General features: G+C 72.9%; 1 pseudogene (only partly in view). It reads left to right on the plus strand.

The features are described 5' to 3' along the window. A pseudogene (locus tag Ahu01nite_RS51075) lies at positions 1-18,375 on the plus strand (SDR family NAD(P)-dependent oxidoreductase) (its annotated part continues 8,904 nt past the right edge of the window); the annotation flags it as partial.

Genomic DNA, 18,375 nt, shown 5'->3' on the forward strand with positions numbered 1-18,375 from the left:
CTGGCCATCGTCGGCATGAGCTGCCGCTACCCCGGCGGTGTCCGCTCGCCGGAGGACCTCTGGCGGCTCGCCGTCGAGGAGCGCGACGTCATCTCGTCCTTCCCGGACGACCGGGGCTGGGACCTGGCCGCGCTGCACGACGACGGCCCGGGCCGCCCCGGTACGAGCTACGTCGACCGGGGCGGCTTCCTCGACGACGTCGCCGGCTTCGACGCGGGCTTCTTCGGGATCTCGCCGCGTGAGGCCACCGCCATGGACCCGCAGCAGCGGCACCTGCTCGAGGTGGCCTGGGAGGCGGTCGAGCGGGCCGGTATCGACCCGATGGCCCTGCGCGGCACCCGGACCGGTGTCTTCGTCGGTGCGGAGCCCCGCGAGTACGGCCCGCGCGTGTCCCAGGCCCGCGACGGGAACGAGGCCTACCTGCTGACCGGCACCACCACGAGCCTGATGTCGGGCCGGATCTCCTACACGCTGGGGCTGCACGGGCCGACCGTCACGGTCGACACGTCCGTCTCCGGTTCGCTGGTCGCCCTGCACCTCGCCGCGCAGGCCCTGCGGCACGGTGAGTGCACGATGGCCATCGCCGGTGGCGTGTCGGTGATGTCGTCCCCGGCGCACTTCCAGGCGTTCAGCCGGATGCGGGCGCTGGCCCCCGACGCGCGCGCGAAGGCGTTCTCCGCCGCGGCCGACGGCACCGTCTGGTCCGAGGGTGCCGGCATCCTCGTTCTCGAACGGCTGCCCGACGCGATCCGCAACGGGCACCGGATCCTCGCCGTGGTGCGGGGCAGCGCCATCAACTCCGACGGCGCCAGCGACGGTCTCACCGCCCCGAACGGCGCCGCCCAGCAGGCCGTGATCCGTCAGGCGCTCGCGAGCGCGCGGCTGAGCACCGCCGATGTGGACGCCGTCGAGGCGCACGGCACCGGCACGGCGCTCGGTGACCGTACGGAGGCCGCCGCACTCGCCGCCACGTACGGCGAGGACCGTACGCCCGGACAGCCGCTGTTCCTCGGCTCGGTCAAGTCGAACCTCGGCCACACCCAGGCGGCGGCCGGTGTCGCCGGGGTCATCCGCACCGTCATGGCGTTGCAGCAGGGCGTCCTGCCCCGATCGCTGAACATCGACGAGCCCAGTCCGGCCATCGACTGGGCCACCTCGGGACTGTCCCTGCTCACGGAGACCCGGCCGTGGCCGCGCTCCGGGCGGGCCCGCCGTGCGGGGGTGTCGTCATTCGGCCTGAGCGGCACCAACGCCCACGTCATCCTGGAGCAGGCCCCCGACCTCGCCCCGGCCCCCGACCCGGTCACCGACGCCGCGGGCGGGCCCACGGCGTGGTTGCTGTCCAGCCGGTCGACGGCCGGCCTGGCGGGTCAGGCGTCCCGGCTGGCGGAGGCTGCCACGGCGGACCCGGCGGACCCGGCGGACGTCGCCTGGTCCCTCGCCACGACGCGGTCCAGCTTCGAGCACCGCGCGGTGGTCATCGGGTCCGGGCCGGACGAACTCGCCGCGGGACTGACGGCGCTCGCCGCCGGGCAGCCGTCGGCCACCGTCGTCACCGGAACCGCCGGCCCGGCGGCACCGGTGGTGTTCGTCTTCCCCGGTCAGGGATCGCAGTGGCTCGGCATGGGCCGCGAACTGGCGGCGTCCTCACCCGTCTTCGCGGCCAGGCTGGCCGAGTGCGGCCGGGCGCTGTCCCCGTACGTCGAGTGGAGCCTGGACGACGTCCTGGCCGGCAGCGACGACGCACCCGGATTCGACCGGGTGGACGTCGTGCAGCCCGTGCTGTGGGCCGTGATGGTCTCGCTCGCCGCGGTCTGGCAGGCCGCCGGGGTGACACCGGACGCCGTCGTCGGGCACTCGCAGGGCGAGATCGCCGCCGCGTGCGTCGCCGGCATCCTCTCCCTGGACGACGCCGCGAAGGTTGTCGCGCTGCGCAGCCGGGCGTTGCGGGCGATGGCGGGCAGCGGCGGGCTGCTGTCCATCGCCGCGTCCGAGGAGGCCGTGCAGCAGCGGCTGGCCCACTACGACGGCGACATCTCGATCAGCGTGGTCAACGGCCCGGAAGCCGTGGTGGTCTCCGGCGAGCCGGGCACACTGCAGGACTTCAGGAACCAGTGGGAGAACGAGGGCATCCGGGCGCGGATCCTGCCCGTCGACTACGCCTCGCACAGCCCCCGGATGGATGACATCCGCGACGAGGTCATCTCCGTCCTCGGTGGACTGACACCCGCACCGGGCACCGTCACGATGGTCTCGTCGATGACGGGTGAGGTCCTCGACGGCTCCACCGCCGACGCCGGCTACTGGTTCGCGAGCCTGCGCGCGCCGGTGCAGTTCGCCCGCGCCGTGCAGACCCTCGACCGGGCCGGCTACGGCGTGTTCATCGAGGTCTCCCCGCATCCGGTGCTGACCGGCCCGATCACCGCCACCCTGGAGCAGGCGGGCTCGGACCCGGTGGTGACCGGGACGCTGCGCCGCGACGAGGGCGGCCACAGCCGGATCCTGACCGCGCTCGCGGCGGTGCACGTCCGCGGGATCCCGGTGGACTGGCCGGCGGTGCTCCCCGCCGCCCGCACGATCGACCTGCCCACCTATGCGTTCACCCATCAGCGTTTCTGGCTCGACGCCGGCCCCGCAGCCGCGGCTACCCTTGAACCGGCGCCGGAAACGACCGCCCAGACCGATGCTGCCCAGACCGATGCCGCCACGACCGGTGCCGCCATGACCGGGCCGGACGTGCTGACCCTGATCCAGGCCCACGCCGCTGCCGTCCTGGGCCACACCGGGCCCGCCGACATCGAGCCGGACCGCACCTTCAAGGAGAGCGGTCTCGACTCCATCGCCGGTGTGGAACTGCGCAGCCGCCTGAACACCGCGACCGGGCTGCGCCTGCCGACGACCCTGATCTTCGACTACCCCACCCCGGAAACCCTGGCCGATTTTGTACGCGCGGAGCTGCTCGGCACCCCCGCCGCCACCCCGGCACCCCCGCCGGCCCCCGCGCCCGCCACCGGCGACCCGATCGTGATCGTGGGCATGAGCTGCCGTTTCCCCGGCGACGTCAGCGACCCGGAAGGCCTGTGGAACCTCGTCGCCACCGGCGGCGACGCGATCGCGGACGCCCCCGCCGACCGTGGCTGGGACCTCGGCGACGTGGACGGCGCGGCGGCCCGCGGCGGTTACCTCACGGCGGCGGCGGACTTCGACCCGGCGTTCTTCGGGATCAGCCCGCGTGAGGCGCTCGCGATGGACCCCCAGCAACGGCTGCTGCTCGAAACGTCGTGGGAGGCCCTGGAGCGTGCGGGCATCGACCCGCAGGCGTTGCGCGGTACGCCCACCGGGGTGTTCGTCGGCGCCGCCTCGTCGGGCTACGGCACGGGTTCGTACCCGGAGCTCGAGGGTCACCTGCAGACGGGCAGCGCGACCAGCGTGATGTCCGGCCGCGTCTCCTACACGTTCGGGCTCGAGGGCCCCGCGGTCACCGTGGACACGGCCTGCTCGTCCTCGCTGGTGGCGCTGCACCTCGCTGTGCAGGCGCTGCGGTCGGGGGAGTGCACCATGGCCCTCGCCGGTGGTGTCACCGTGCACGCCACCCCGTCGTGGCTCACCTGGTTCACCCGGCAGCAGGGTCTCGCCTCGGACGGGCGGTGCAAGGCGTTCTCCGCGGACGCCGACGGCATGGGCATGGCCGAGGGAGCGGGGATGCTGCTGCTCGAACGGCTGTCCGACGCGCGCCGGGCCGGGCACCAGGTACTCGCCGTCGTCCGCGGCAGCGCCGTCAACCAGGACGGCGCGTCGAACGGGCTGACCGCCCCGAACGGGCCGTCGCAGCAGCGCGTCATCCGGGCGGCGCTGGCGGGTGCCGGGCTGACCGGCGCCGACGTGGACGCCGTCGAGGCGCACGGGACCGGCACCATGCTCGGCGACCCCATCGAGGCGCAGGCGCTGCTGGCGACGTACGGCCGGGACCGGGACGCCGATCATCCGCTGCTGCTCGGCACGGTGAAGTCCAACATCGGGCACACCCAGTGGGCCGCCGGTGCCGCGGGCATCATCAAGATGGTGCTGGCCCTGCAGCGCGCCCGCCTCCCGCGCACGCTGCACGCGGATCAGCCGTCCACCCACGTGGACTGGTCGTCCGGGACGGTGCGGCTGCTGAGCGAGGACGAGGACTGGCCCGAGCGTGGCCGTCCGCGTCGCGCGGGTGTGTCGGCGTTCGGGATCAGCGGCACCAACGCGCACGTCATCCTGGAGCAGGCACCCGACGAGCAGCCGCCCGCAGCCGCCCCGGTGTCGCTGCCGGTCGTGCCGTGGCTCGTGTCGGCGCGCGACGCCGACGGGCTGACCGCACAGACGCAGCGGCTGAACGACTTCGTGTCCGCGCGCCCGGACCTCGATCCGGCCGACGTGGGCTGGTCCCTGGCGACCACCCGGCCCGCGCATCCGCACCGCAGCGTGCTGCTCGGCGGCGAACCGGTCTCCGGCGTCGCCGGCACGGTGGGCAAGGTCGGGTTCGTGTTCACCGGTCAGGGTGCGCAGCGGCTCGGTATGGGTCAGGAGTTGTATGCGGCCTACCCGGTGTTCGCGTCGGCGTTCGATGCGGTGTGCGAGGTGATGGGTGAGGAACTGAAGGACGTCATCCGTGGTGATGATGCCGAGCTGCTGAATCAGACCCGGTGGGCGCAGTCCGGCTTGTTCGCGGTCGAGGTCGCCTTGTTCCGCCTGCTGGAGTCGTGGGGTGTCAGTCCGGCAGTGGTGGCGGGGCATTCGATTGGTGAGCTCGCCGCCGCGCATGTTGCCGGTGTGTGGTCGCTGGAAGACGCGTGCACGGTGGTGGCCGCTCGTGGCCGTTTGATGCAGGCGTTGCCGGTCGGTGGTGCGATGGTCTCCATTGATGCCGACGAGGCTGAGGTTCGTGCGGTTCTGGACGGCGTTGACATTGCGGCGGTGAACGGGCCGGGTGCGGTGGTCATTTCCGGGCCCGAGGAGTTGGTGCTTGAGGCGGCCGGTCGTTTTGAGCGGTCGAAGCGGTTGCGGGTGTCGCATGCGTTCCATTCGTCGTTGATGGAGCCGATGCTGGCGGAGTTCGCTGAGGTGGCCGGTTCGGTGTCCTATGCGGCGCCACGCATTCCCGCGATGTCGACGGTGACCGGTCAGGCTGTTACTGACGAGTGGTCGGATCCGGGTTATTGGGTGCGTCAGGTTCGTGAGGCTGTTCGTTTCGGTGACGCGGTCGCGGGGATGCGTGCGGCGGGTGTGCGTACGTTTGTTGAGATCGGTCCGGATGGTGTGCTGACCGCTCTGGGGAGCCGGTCCAGCGCCGAGGACGAGGTCTGGGCGCCGGTGTTGCGCCGTGAGCGGGACGAACCGCTGATGGCGGTGACAGCCCTCGCACACCTTCATGTACGCGGTGGCGGGGTGGACTGGTCGGCACTGTTCGCGGGTTCGGGCGCGCGCCGGATCGACCTGCCCACCTACGCGTTCACCCGGCAGCGCTACTGGCTGAGCCCCCGCTCGCAGGGCCGCGCCCGGGACCTGGGACTGAGCACCCCCGAGCACCCGCTGCTCGGGGCGACCGTGGAGCTGCCCGCCGACGGTGGCCTCGTGCTGACCGGGCGGTTGTCGGCAGGTGGCCAGCCGTGGCTCGCCGACCATGTCGTCGCCGGTCAGGTCATCGTGCCCGGCGCGGCCCTGGCCGAGCTGGCCGTCCGCGCGGGCGACGAGGCCGGTGCGGCGCGGCTCGCCGAGATGATCATCGGCGTCCCGATGGTGCTGCCGGCGCGCGGCGCGCTGCAGATCCGGGTGACCGCCGGGGTGCCCGGCCCGGACGGCGACCGGGAACTGGCGATCCACTCCCGGCCCGAGGACGAGGCCGGACCGTGGACCCGCCACGTCACCGGCGTGCTGGCCGGGACCGTCGCCCCGGACCGGGACGACGTCGACACCGCCGCCGCGCTGCTCGCGTGGCCGCCGTCCGGCGCCGTCGAACAGGACCTGACCGGGTTCTACCCGACGCTCGCCGCGCACGGCCTGACGTACGGCCCGGCCTTTCAGGGTGTGCACCGCAGCTGGCGGCGCGGCGACGAGGTCTTCGCCGAGGTCGTGCTCGCCGAGGGCACCGAGGTGGCCGGGTTCGGCCTGCACCCGGTCCTGCTCGACGCCGCCCTGCAGCTGATCGCCGGTGGCGACCGGGACGAGCGGGGCCGCCCCCGACCGCTGCTGCCGTTCGCGTGGAACGACGTCGTGCTGCACGCCACCGGCGCCGGCACGGCCCGGGTCCGGGTCGCACCCGCAGCGGGGCGGGACGGCCTGTCGGTGACCCTGGCCGACCAGAGCGGCGGACTGATCGCGACCGTCGCGTCGCTGGTGCTGCGTCCGCTCCCGGCTGCCGGCGCGGTGACCGGGGACGCCCTCTACGGGCTTGACTGGGTTCCAGCCGGCACCGCCTCGCCCGCACCGGATCAGGAACAGTGGACGACGCTGACCGGTGACACCACGGTTGCCACGCTGCTGGCGGCGATCGAGCGCGGCGAGCCCGTCCCGGGCGTTGTCGTGCTGACCGCAGGCAACCCGGGAGCCGGCGACCAGGACGTCGCGGAGCTGGTCCGGACGATCACCGTGGACACTCTGGGCGTACTCCAGGAATTCCTTGCCGCCGACGCCCTGAACGACTCCCGCCTGGTCGTCGTGACCGAGCGGGCCGTCGACACCGGAACGGGCGACGTGGACCTGGCCGCCGCGGGCGTCTGGGGCCTGGTCCGCACGGCCCAGTCGGAATACCCGGGCCGGATCGTGCTGGTCGACCTTGACGGTGACGCGACGTCCACCGGCTCCCTGCCCGCCGCGGTGGCCCAGGGCGAAGCACAGCTCGCGGTCCGGGCCGGGGAACTGCTGATGCCCCGGGTCGCCGAGGTGGCTCCCGGTCTGGCCGTCCCGGCGGCGGACGCCTGGCGCCTCGACGTCGCCGAACGCGGAACGCTCGGCAACGTCAGCCTGATCCCGACCGATGCGCGTACCCGGCGACTGGAAGCCGGTGAGGTCCGCGTGGGCCTGCGGGCGGCCGGGGTGAACTTCCGGGACGTCCTGAACGTGCTCGGCATGTACCCCGGCGACCCCGGTCTGCTCGGTCTCGAAGGCGCCGGAGTCGTCCTCGAGACCGGCGCGGACGTCACCGCCGTACGCCCCGGCGACCTGGTCATGGGTCTGTTCGACGGAGCGTTCGGCCCGGTCGCCGTCACCGACGCCCGGCTGGTCACGCCGGTGCCCGCCGGCTGGACGGCGGCCGAGGCGGCAGCCGTACCCGTCGTCTATCTCACCGCCTGGCACGCCCTGGTCTCCATCGCCGGGCTGCGGGCGGGCGAGTCCGTGCTGATCCATGCCGCGGCGGGTGGGGTCGGCACGGCGGCCGTGCACCTGGCCCGGCACCTCGGGGCCGATGTCTACGGCACGGCCAGCCCCGGCAAATGGCCGCGGGTGCGCGAACTCGGACTGGACGACGCGCACCTGGCCTCCTCGCGCACGGTCGACTTCGAGGCCCGGTTCCGGGAAGCCACCGGTGGCGCCGGTGTCGACGTCGTCCTGGACTCGCTGGCGGGGGAGTTCGTCGACGCCTCGCTGCGGCTGGCGGCCGGGGCGGGCGGCCGGTTCGTCGAGATCGGCAAGACCGACGTCCGCGCCGCCGGGCAGGTCGCCGCCGACCATGACGGCCTGCGCTACAACGCGTTCGACCTGCTCGAACTCGACCCCGGCACGATCGCGGACATGCTGGCCGCACTGAGCGGGCTGTTCGCCGACGGGACGCTGCCGCCGCTGCCGGTGACCTGCTGGGACGTCCGCCAGGCACCCGACGCGTTCCGGCACCTGAGCCAGGCCCGCAACGTCGGCAAGGTCGTGCTCACCCTGCCCGCGCCGGCCGGTTCCCCCGGCACCGCCCTGCTCACCGGCGCCTCCGGCGCGCTGGGTGCGCTGGTCGCACGGCACCTCGCCACCCAGGGCCAGGCGGAGAACCTGGTGCTGGTGTCCCGGCGCGGACCGTCGGCACCCACGACGGCCACCCTCGCCGCCGACCTCGCCAGCGCGGGTGTCGGCGTCCGGTCGGTCACCGCGGACGTCGCCGACACCGCCCAGCTCGCCGCGGTGCTCGCCGCCGTGCCCACCGGGACGCCGCTGCGGACCGTGATCCACGCGGCGGGCAGCCTGGACGACGGTGTCCTGCCCGCCCTGACACCGGACAAGCTCGCGACGGTGCTCACGCCCAAGGCCGACGGTGCCTGGAACCTGCACCGCCTCACGAAACACCTGACCATCGACCGGTTCGTGCTGTTCTCCTCGGTGTCCGGGATCTGGGGCAACCCGGGCCAGGCCGGGTACGCCGCCGCGAACACGTTCCTGGACGCACTCGCCGCGCACCGCCGCCGCGCCGGACTGCCCGCCACCTCGGTGGCATGGGGCCCGTGGCAGCTCGACGACCCGGCCGCCCCGGGCATGACCGCGGCGCTCGCCGACGCCGACTGGCAGCGCATGGCCCGGCAGGGTCTGCTGCCGCTGCCCGGCGCCGACGGACTCGCCGTCCTGGACGCCGCGGCGGGCCTCGCCCAGCCGCTGCTCATCGGTTCCCGGCTCAACCTGAACCCGCGCCGACTCGGCGGTTCGGTGCCTTCCCTGCTGGCAGGCCTGGTCACCGCCGCCGCGCCGGGTGCCGCCCGCCGCGCTGCAGGAGCGGCACAGACCGACGGCACCGGTACGTTCGCCGACCGGCTCGCCTCCCTGCCCGCACCCGCCCGCGACGAAGCCGTGCGCGATCTCGTCCGCGCCCAGGTCGCCCTCGTCCTCGGCATGTCCGGCCCCGAAGCCGTCGAAGGCACCCGCGCGTTCAAGGATCTCGGCATCGACTCGCTGACCGGGGTCGAGCTCCGGAACCGGCTGATCACCCTGACCGGCCTGCGGTTGCCGGCCGGCGTCGTCTTCGACTACCCGACACCGGCGCTGCTGGCCGGGTTCCTGCTCGTGAACCTCCTCCCGGACACCACCGTGACGACCGGCCCGGCGGTTGCCGGCACCCGTCCGGCGGGTCAGCCCGACGGCGACGAACTCGTCATCGTGGGCATCGGCTGCCGGTTCCCGGGCGGGGTCGGCTCCGCCGGCGACTTCTGGGACCTGGTCGCCGCCGGGACCGACACTGTCGCGCCGTTCCCCCAGGACCGCGGCCCGCTGTGGGACGACGCGTTCGACCCGGATCCGGCCGCGCCGGGCAAGAGCCACGCCCGCGAGGGCGCGTTCCTCTACGACGCCGGCGACTTCGACGCCCAGTTCTTCGGGATCTCGCCGCGTGAGGCGCTGGCCATGGACCCGCAGCAGCGGCTCCTGCTGGAGACGTCGTGGGAGGCCCTCGAGGACGCCGGGATCGACCCGGGGACGCTGCACGGCAGTGCCACGGGCGTGTACGCCGGTCTGATCTACCACGACTACGGCGTCGGCGGCGTGCTGCCCGATGAGGTCGAGGGGTACGTCAGCACGGGCGGCTCCGGCGGGGTGGCTTCCGGGCGGGTGGCGTACGCCCTCGGCCTCGAAGGCCCGGCCGTCACCGTCGACACCGCGTGCTCGTCGTCGCTGGTCGCGCTGCACCTGGCCGGTCAGGCACTGCGCTCGGGCGAGTGCTCCCTGGCGCTCGTCGGCGGGGTCACGGTCATGGCGACACCGGGAACGTTCGTGGAGTTCTCCCGCCAGCGTGGGCTCGCCGCCGACGGGCGCTGCAAGGCGTACGCGGACGCGGCCGACGGCACCGGCTGGGGTGAGGGCGTCGGCGTACTCGTGGTGGAGCGGCTCTCCGACGCGCGCCGCAACGGTCATCGGATCCTTGCCGTCGTGCGGGGCACCGCCGTCAACCAGGACGGTGCTTCCAACGGGCTGACCGCCCCGAACGGGCCCTCGCAGCAGCGCGTCATCACCTCGGCGCTGGCCAGTGCGGGCCTGGCGCCGGGTGACATCGACGTTATCGAGGGCCACGGTACGGGAACGAGGCTCGGCGATCCGATCGAGGCCGAAGCGCTGCTGGCGACGTACGGTCAGGGCCGGGACAGTGATCGTCCGGTGCTGCTCGGGTCCGTGAAGTCGAACATCGGGCACACGCAGGCCGCTGCCGGTGTGGCCGGCGTGATCAAGATGGTGCAGGCGATGGCGCACGGCATCGTGCCGGCCACGCTGCACGTCGACGAGGCAACGTCGCATGTGGACTGGAGCTCCGGCGCGGTGCGGCTGGTGACCTCGGCGATGCGCTGGCCCTCGGGTGACGGCCCGCGCCGGGCTGCCGTGTCATCGTTCGGCTTCTCCGGGACCAACGCCCACGTCATCCTGGAGCAGGCACCCGACGAGCAGCCGGCGGCCGTCGAGGAGCCGCGGGCGTTGCCGGTGGTGCCGTGGCTGATCTCGGCCCGCGGCCCTGAGGGACTGACCGCGCAGGCGCAGCGGCTGACCGGGTACGCGCCGGACCTCGACGCGGTGGACGTCGGCTGGTCGCTGGCGACGACCCGCGCTCAGCTGTCCGACCGGGCCGTCGTGCTGGGCCGCGACCGTGCCGAGTTGCTGGCGGGGATCTCGGACGCGATCTCCGGCGTCGCCGGGACAGTGGGCAAGGTCGGGTTCGTGTTCACCGGTCAGGGTGCGCAGCGGCTGGGGATGGGCCAGGAGTTGTATGCGGCTTACCCGGTGTTCGCGTCGGCTTTCGATGCTGTGTGTGACGTCTTCGGGGAGCAGCTGCGGAGTGTCATTCGTGGTGATGACGCTGAGTTGTTGAATCAGACGGAGTGGGCGCAGGCTGGGTTGTTCGCGGTTGAGGTCGCTTTGTTCCGCCTGCTGGAGTCGTGGGGTGTCAGTCCGGCGGTGGTGGCGGGGCATTCGATTGGTGAACTTGCCGCCGCGCACGTTGCTGGTGTGTGGTCCCTTGAGGACGCGTGTGTGGTGGTGGCGGCTCGTGGCCGGTTGATGCAGGCGTTGCCGACCGGCGGTGCGATGGTTGCTGTAGAGGCTGATGAGGCTGAGGTTCGTGCGGTTCTGAACGGTGCGGACATCGCGGCGGTGAATGGTCCGCGTGCGGTGGTCATCTCGGGGCCCGAGGATCTCGTGCTCGAAGCAGCTGGTCGTTTTGAGCGGTCGAAGCGGTTGCGGGTGTCGCATGCGTTCCATTCGTCGTTGATGGAGCCGATGCTGGCGGAGTTCGCTGGGGTGACCGGTTCGGTGTCGTATGCGGCGCCGACGATCGCGGCGATTTCGACGGTTACCGGCCGGGCTGTGACTGACGAGTGGTCGGATCCGGGTTATTGGGTGCGTCAGGTTCGTGAGGCCGTTCGGTTTGGTGACGCGGTCGACGGGATGCGTGCGGCGGGTGTGCGTACGTTTGTTGAGGTGGGGCCGGATGCGGTCCTGACTGCGATGGGGGAGCGCACCAACACCGGTGATGAGGCTTGGGTTTCGGCTTTGCGCCGGGAGCGGGATGAGCCTTTGACGGTCGTGTCGGCTGTTGCGCGGGTGCATGTGCGGGGCGGGTTTGTGGACTGGGCGAAGCTTTTTGCCGGGTCCGGTGCTCGCCGGGTCGCGCTGCCCACCTACGCGTTCAGCCATCAGCGGTTCTGGCTCAACGCCGCGACCGGTGGCACGGACCCGGCCGGGTTCGGGCAGACCGGTGCGGCCCACTCGCTGCTCGGTGCGAGCCTGACGATGGCCGCCGACGGTGGCCTGATGCTGACCGGCAGGCTGTCACTGACGACCCAGCCGTGGCTGGCGGACCACGTGGTGGCGGGGCAGGTCGTGGTGCCGGGGACGGCCCTGGTGGAGATGGCGGTCCGGGCGGGCGACGGAGCCGGTCTCGGCCGGGTCGCTGAGCTCGTCATCGAAGCGCCGCTCGTCCTGCCCGCCCGCGGCGGCGTCCGGGTGCAGATCACCGTGGGGGACACCGACGACGCCGGGCACAGCTCGGTCGCGATCCACTCCCAGGCCGAGGACACCACGACGCCGGGCCGGTGGACGCGGAACGCCCTCGGTGTCCTGGCGCCCGCCGGGGACGACGCGTCCGCCGGGGACGACGCGTCCGCCGGGGACGACGCGCCCGCCGGGATCGACAGCTGGCCCCCGGCAGGGGGTACCGAGCAGGACGTCACCGATCTCTACCCCGCGCTGGCCCGGTCCGGGCTCGCGTACGGTCCGGTGTTCCAGGGTGTGGCGAAGGCCTGGCGGCGCGGCGACGAGCTCTTCGCCGAGATCGCGCTCGGCGACGACGTCAGCGTGTCGGGTTTCGGCGTTCACCCGGCCCTGCTGGACGCCGCGCTGCACCTGCTCGGTCAGGACTCCGACGGCGGTCCGTCGGTCCCGTTCGCGTGGACCGACATCGTCGTGCACGCCACCGGGGCCACCGCGGCCCGGGTCCGGCTGGCGCCCGCGAGCTCCGGTGACGGGGTCTCGGTCACGGTCACCGACGACACCGGCGCGCTCATCGCGTCGGTGGGGTCGCTCGTCCTGCGGGCGCTGCCGGCCGCCGGGACCGGTACGGACACCGGCATCGGTCAGGAAGCACTGTTCGAGATCAACTGGCGGCCGCTGCGACCTGCCGATGCGGGTACGGCGCTCACCGAGCGCTGGGCCGTGCTCGGCTCCGGCGGCTTGACGGGTGCCGACCGCTACGCCGACGTGGCGGAGCTGGTCGCTGCCGTCGCCGGCGGGGCACCCGTACCCGACGTGGTGGTGCTTCCCTGCCCGTCCGCCGACCAGACGGCCGGTGAACTGGCCGTCGCCACTCTGCACGCCGTGCAGGCCTGGCTGGAGAATGAAAGCCTTGCCGGGGCGCGTCTTCTCGTCGTGACCGAGCGGGCCGTGAACGCCGGTCCCGGGGTGCTGCCGGAGCCGGCAGCGGCCACCGTGCCGGGTCTGCTGCGGGTTGCCATCGGGGAGAACCCCGGCCGGTTCGCGCTGGCCGATGTGGAGAACGCGGCCGGCCTCGCCGAGGTTCAGCCGCTGCTGAGCCGGGGACTGCGGTCCGGGGAACCGGAGTTCGCCATCCGGCACGGCGAGGTCGTGGTGCCCCGGCTGGTCCGGGCGAGCACGGCACTGGCCGTCCCCGCCGGCGGCTGGCGACTGGAATTCACGGAGCGCGGGACGCTGGAGAACCTGACGCTGCACCCGATCGCCACGGCGTCGCTGGGTGCCGGCGAGGTCCGGGTGGCGCTGCGGGCCGCGGGGGTGAACTTCCGCGATGTGCTGAACACGTTGGGTATGTATCCCGGGGATGCCGGGTTGCTGGGTCTTGAGGGCGCCGGTGTGGTGACCGAGGTCGGTTCGGAGGTTACTGGGTTCCGGCCCGGCGACCGGGTGATGGGCCTGTTCACGGGCGCGTTCACGCCGGACGCGGTGACCGATGCGCGGCTGCTGGCACCGGTTCCGGCCGGGTGGACCCTGGCCGAGGCCGCCGCCGCGCCCGTGGTGTTCCTGACCGCCTACTACGCCCTGGTGGACCTGGCCGGTCTCCGCGACGGCGAGACCATCCTGATCCACGCCGCCGCCGGTGGTGTCGGGATCGCCGCCGTCCAGCTCGCCCGGCACCTGGGCGCCGAGGTCCTCGGCACGGCGAGCCCGGGGAAGTGGCCGGTGCTGCACGGGCTCGGCCTGCCCGCGACCCACGTCGCGTCCTCGCGCACCCTGGACTTCGAAGCCGCTTTCCGTACGGCAACCGGCGGCCGCGGTGTCGACGTGGTGCTGGATTCCCTGGCGGGGGAGTTCGTGGACGCGTCGCTGCGGCTGGCGGCGGGATCCGGTGGCCGGTTCGTGGAGATGGGCAAGACCGATGTCCGGGAGGCGGGACGGGTCGCCGCGGATCACGACGGGCTCGCGTACCGGGCGTTCGATCTGCTCGACACGGACCCTGACCGGATCGCCGAGATGTTCATGGCACTGACCGGCCTGTTCGCCGAGGGCGTGCTGCGGCCGTTGCCGGTGGCCGCGTGGGATGTGCGGCGTGCGCCGGAGGCGTTCCGGCACCTGAGTCAGGCGCGCAACGTCGGCAAGGTCGTGCTGACGTTGCCGGTCACGGCCGGCCCGGGTGGCACGGTGCTGATCACGGGTGCGTCCGGTGCGCTGGGCGGGCTCGTGGCCCGGCACCTCGCCGGGGTGGAGAATCAACTGTTGCTGAGCCGGCGGGGTCCGGCGGCTCCGGGGCAGGTCGCGCTGGCGGCCGAGCTGGCGGCGGCGGGGACTTCCGTGGACATCAGGGCCGGCGATGTGGCCGACCGCGACCAGCTGGCGGCTCTGCTGGCCGGGGTGCCGGTGCGCGGCGTGTTGCACACGGCGGGTGTTCTCGACGATGCCGTGCTGGGGGCGCAGACCTCGGAGCGGTTCGACGCGGTGCTGCGGCCCAAGGTCGACGGCGCGTGGAACCTGCATGAGCTGACCCGTGACGGTGAGCTCGAATCGTTTGTGCTGTTCTCGTCGGTGGCCGGGATCTGGGGCAACGCGGGTCAGGGGAATTATGCGGCCGCCAACACGTTCCTGGACGCGCTGGCCGCGTACCGTCAGGGTCAGGGTCTGGCTGCCGTTTCGCTTGCCTGGGGTCCGTGGCAGGGTGGCATGGCGGCAGCGCTCACCGACGCCGACCGGCGGCGGCTGGCCGGGCAAGGGCTCGCACCGCTCACCGGGGACGACGGCCTCGCCCTGCTGGACGCCGCCGCCGCTGCCGGCACGTCCCTGCTGATCCCGGCCCGGCTCGACCCGGCCTCGTTGCTGGCAACCGGAACCGTTCCGCCGCTGCTGTCCACAGTGGTGCAGCGCACCGGCCGCCGGAAGGTCGGTCCTGCCGTGGCCGCCGGCAACACGCTGGCGGACCGGCTCGCCGCGCTGCCCGACGGCGAGCGGGAGAAGTCGCTGGTCGACCTGATCCAGGTGCAGGCGGCGCTGGTGCTGGGACTGCCCGGCGCGGAGGCCGTCAACGCCCGGGACTCGTTCAAGGACCTGGGTATCGACTCGCTGACGGCGCTCGAACTGCGCAACCGGCTCAACGACGTCACCGGGCTGCGGCTGCCCGCCACCCTTGTCTTCGACTACCCGACCCCGGCCACCCTCGCGCGATTCCTGCTCACCGACCTGGCCGGCGGGGACGCGCAACCGGCGGCGCCCACCCCGGCGGCCGTGGCGACCGCTGACGGCGACGAACTCGTCATCGTCGGCATGGGCTGCCGCTTCCCCGGCGGCGTGGGCTCACCGGATGAGTTCTGGGACCTGCTGACCTCGGGTACGGACACCGTGTCGGCCTTCCCCGACGACCGCGGCCCGTTGTGGCGCGACGTGGTCGACCTCGACCCGGAAGCGGCCGGGAAGAGCTATGCCTCGCAGGGCGCCTTCCTCGACGGCGCCGCGGTGTTCGACGCCGAGTTCTTCGGGATCTCGCCGCGTGAGGCGCTGGCCATGGACCCGCAGCAGCGGCTCCTGCTGGAGACGTCGTGGGAGGCCCTCGAGGATGCCGGGATCGACCCGGGGTCGCTGCACGGCAGTGCCACCGGGGTGTTCGCTGGGCTGATCTATCACGACTACGGCGTCGGCGCGGTGCTGCCCGATGAGGTCGGGGGCTATCTGAGCACCGGCGGGTCCGGTGGGGTGGCTTCCGGGCGGGTGGCGTACGCCCTCGGCCTCGAAGGCCCGGCTGTCACCGTCGACACCGCGTGCTCGTCGTCGCTCGTGGCGATGCACCTCGCGGGTCAGGCGCTGCGGTCCGGGGAGTGCTCGCTCGCCTTGGTCGGTGGCGTGACCGTGATGGCGACACCCGGAACGTTCGTGGAGTTCTCCCGCCAGCGTGGCCTGGCTGCCGACGGGCGCTGCAAGGCGTACGCGGACGCGGCCGACGGCACCGGCTGGGGTGAGGGTGTCGGCGTCCTGGTGATGGAGCGACTGTCCGAGGCGCGGCGCAACGGGCACCGGATCCTGGCTGTGGTGCGGGGCACCGCGGTGAACCAGGACGGTGCCTCGAATGGGCTTACCGCTCCGAACGGGCCGTCGCAGCAGCGGGTCATCCTGGGCGCGCTCGCCAACGCGGGACTGCGGACCGGTGACGTCGATGTGATCGAGGGCCACGGTACGGGTACGAGGCTCGGTGACCCGATCGAGGCGCAGGCGCTGCTGGCGACGTACGGCCGGGGCCGAGACGGTGATCGTCCGGTGCTGCTCGGGTCGGTGAAGTCGAACATCGGGCACACGCAGGCGGCTGCCGGTGTCGCCGGTGTCATCAAGATGGTGCAGGCGATGTCGCACGGCGTGGTCCCGGCGACCCTGCACGTGGATGCGCCGTCCTCGCAGGTGGACTGGGAAGCCGGCGCTGTCCGGCTGGTGACCGAGCCGACCCTGTGGCCGTCGGGTGATGGTCCGCGCCGGGCGGCGGTGTCGTCGTTCGGGTTCTCGGGCACGAACGCGCACGTCATCCTGGAACAGGCCCCCGATGAGCCGGCGCCGGTGGTCGCGGAGCCGCGGGCGCTGCCCGCCGTCCCGTGGCTGATCTCCGCCCGCAACCGGGGCGGCCTCGACGGCCAGGCGGGCCGGCTGGCCGAGTTCCTGCGGGACCGGCCCGAGGCTCAGCCCGCCGACGTGGCCTGGTCGCTCGTCACGACCCGGGCGGCGCTCGGTCACCGGGCCGTGGTGGTCGGCCGGGATCGCGCCGAGCTGCTGGCCGGGCTCCCGGACGCGGTCTCCGGCGTCGCCGGGACGGTGGGCGAGATCGGCTTCGTGTTCACCGGTCAGGGCGCGCAGCGGCTCGGTATGGGCCAGGAGTTGTATGCGGCCTACCCGGTGTTCGCGTCGGCGTTCGACGCCGTGTGTGACGTCTTCGGGGAGCAGCTGCGCAGCGTCATTCGTGGTGATGACGCCGAGTTGCTGAATCAGACCGAGTGGGCGCAGGCCGGGTTGTTCGCGGTCGAGGTCGCCTTGTTCCGCCTGCTGGAGTCGTGGGGTGTGAGCCCGGCCGTGGTGGCGGGGCATTCGATCGGTGAACTTGCCGCCGCGCACGTTGCTGGTGTGTGGTCGTTGGAAGACGCGTGTGCGGTGGTGGCCGCTCGTGGCCGGTTGATGCAGGCGTTGCCGGCCGGTGGCGCGATGGTCGCTGTAGAGGCTGATGAGGACGAGGTCCGCGCGGTACTGAACGGTGCGGACATCGCCGCGGTGAACGGTCCGCGTGCGGTGGTCATCTCGGGACCCGAGGATCTCGTGCTCGAAGCAGCCGGTCGTTTTGAGCGGTCGAAGCGGCTGCGGGTGTCGCATGCGTTCCACTCGTCGTTGATGGAGCCGATGCTGGCCGAGTTCGCTGGGGTGACCGGTTCGGTGTCGTATGCGGCGCCAACGATCGCGGCGATTTCGACGGTTACCGGCGAGGCTGTGACTGACGAGTGGACGGATCCGGGTTACTGGGTGCGTCAGGTTCGTGAGGCTGTTCGTTTCGGTGACGCGGTCGACGGGATGCGTGCGGTCGGTGTGCGTACGTTTGTTGAGATCGGCCCGGATGCGGTCCTGACCGCGATGGGGGAGCGCACCAACACTGGTGATGAGGCTTGGGTTCCGGGGTTGCGCCGCGACCGCGATGAACCCGTGACGGTGGTTACGGCTGTTGCGCGGGTGCATGTGCGGGGTGGGTTTGTGGACTGGGCGACGCTGTTCGCCGGGTCCGGTGCTCGCCGGGTCGACCTGCCCACCTACGCGTTCCACCGGGAGCGGTTCTGGCTGAACGCTGGCAACGGGAATTCCGACGCCGCCGGGCTCGGACAGACCACCGCGGCCCACCCGCTGCTCGCCGCGCGGGTGAGCATGGCCGGTGGGGACGGGGTGATCCTGACCGGGCTGCTGGCACCGGCCACCCAGCCGTGGCTGGCCGACCACATCGTCGCCGGGCAGATCGTGGTGCCCGGCGCCGCCCTGGTCGAGCTGGCCGTGAACGCCGGCGACGAGGCCGGGCGCGGCAGGCTCGCCGAACTGGTCATCGAAAGCCCGCTCACCCTGCCGGGCCTGCACGCCACGGCCCGGATCCAGGTCACCGTCACCAACGGCGGTGACGTCGCGATCTACTCCCAGCCCGGGGACGCCGGCCCGGCCGCACCGTGGACCCGGCACGCCGCGGGTGTGCTCGCGGACGCGCAGGAGACACCGGGAGCACCGGAGCCGGCGGTGTGGCCGCCGGCGAACGCGGTGGAGCAGGACCTGGCCGATCTCTATCCGGCGCTCGCCCGCTCGGGGCTCGCGTACGGTCCGCTGTTCCGGGCGGCCGGCCGGGCATGGCGCCGGGACGACGAGATCTTCGTCGAGGTCGGTCTGGACGAGAGCCTGGCCGTGGACGGGTACACCGCCCACCCGGTCCTGCTGGAC

The sequence above is a fragment of the Winogradskya humida genome, from assembly GCF_016862215.1.
Lineage (GTDB): Bacteria > Actinomycetota > Actinomycetes > Mycobacteriales > Micromonosporaceae > Actinoplanes > Actinoplanes humidus.